Raw genomic sequence first — 1,836 nt, 5'->3', positions numbered from 1 at the left:
CGATGCATTACTTACAGCAGCCTTAATCGTGGAATAATCCTTTGGCACATGAATTGTGCCGGCATATGAAGCGCCTGACAAGCAACACAGGACTACTAATTTACAGAAAAGAAATTTCCATAATTTACCCTTCAACCTTTTCATTTCTTTCTCCTTAAATTTTTTTATAATTAAAATGATAGTAGAAGTTAACAACGAAAAAATTGTAAGATCTCTTGTATACCTAAAGCATCTAAAGTTTATGAAGCTTAAGCATTCTTAGGTAAATTCGGTTAGTTAAGGTTGTTGTGGAGGTAGCGCTCCTCGGTATTTTTTGCCATCCCTGCCAGGCCAACCGTATGGTAACGGTACAGCACCAGTTGCTGCCGGACCATTGGGAGCAGGATAATAATTCTCGTCTAGTCGAGGGTCAGCTTCGATACCGGAGTTCTCCAAACCGGGAGGGTAGTATTTCTTGGAGGATTTAAAGAATTTTGAGGACTTAAATTCGGAAAGACTCATAAAATGTTTTTTACTACTTTTTTTTCTTTCCCTGTGTGATTTAAAAAAATAAGTTTTAGGATTGTTTATAGAGCGATAGTAGATATTCCCATCATATATTTGAGAACCATCTGCCACCCTACACTCTCTTGCCAGCCAATGGTCCATTGTCTGGATGATGATATTGTTATAGACCTCCTGTGGTTGATCTCGATAAAAGTATTTAAGAATATATTCATGTCCTGTTCCTTTATTGTTTAGCTCCTTCCCAAATACCATGGTATTATGGTATATCTTCCATGGATCACCTTTACCAAATCTATTAGCTTCATGCTTTGCAAGCGGACGAGCCCATACCATCCCATCACCATTCGGGCCACGATATTTTTTTGAGAGTAATCTATCAGGATCACGTCTTCCACCCAACATCGGTTTGCTGCAATCAATAATGTTGTGATGGATATATTTTGTCCCTGGTTTGGGTGGAGAACCTGATCCATGCCTGGAAATCCCTTTTGAAACGAAGATCATTCTATTGTGATTGATCTCAACGTCAGAGCAGCCAGATCCTAATTGAACTCCATCATCCCGGGTACCTTTAAATATGTTATTGTGGATATGAAGATCATACGATGTATCAACTGCGCCGATTCCATCCCAGGTATCTTCAAATGTGCAATTCTTGATTTCTATATCGTAAGCTGAATCCTGGATACTTATTGCAGGCCCCTGAAAAGCATGTCCAGGCTCCGTACCACATTTGACATCACTCCAGGCAATCCAGGGAGGAACGTTACCGGAGACATGAATACCATCGAATACAATACCATGAACACCGTTACGGATCAAAACAGGTGTCCTACCACCTATTATATCGATGTTTTTAAGAAAAATGTGGTTTGATCCTGATTTAAACTCAAGGGCATTATTCTGATATCTTAGATTAATACCCTCGATATGTATGTATGAGGATTTCTCCTGAAAGGTGATAACTTCATGGTTTGGAAAGATGTGCATCGATGTAGAGCAAGGATTTGTATCTAAGGGGATAGTATATCCCATAATAATTTCTTGCTCACTGTGCTTTAGTCTTATATATATCTTTTCATCGGAACTATCCCAGAATATACCCGGGCCAAGATAAATATTACCAATATCAGTATAGTTTTCATTATCTGCGCTGAGATCGCTGTATCTTTCATAAGAAACAAGCCGATAATTACCATTTTCGCTTCCAAAATACCCATGAATACCCTCTGCGTTAGGGTATGTCTTTACCGACCTGTATATTCCTTTTGAAGAATCGTATACCTCCCACTGAGCGTTAGGGGTTGATCTAAATTCCTTGTAGCAACC

Annotated in this window: 1 protein-coding gene; it reads right to left on the bottom strand. The window is 39.2% G+C overall.

All coding sequences use genetic code 11. The annotated features are described in order from the left end of the window. Positions 1–276: 276 nt before the first annotated feature. A partial coding sequence (locus tag FBQ94_RS17365; protein WP_285442316.1) for a right-handed parallel beta-helix repeat-containing protein occupies positions 277–1,836 on the bottom strand: 1,560 nt, incomplete at its 5' end.

The organism is Candidatus Jettenia sp. AMX1, from assembly GCF_030263775.1.
Taxonomy (GTDB): Bacteria; Planctomycetota; Brocadiia; order Brocadiales; family Brocadiaceae; genus Jettenia; species Jettenia caeni.
This window is presented reverse-complemented; position numbering and strand designations above follow the sequence as displayed.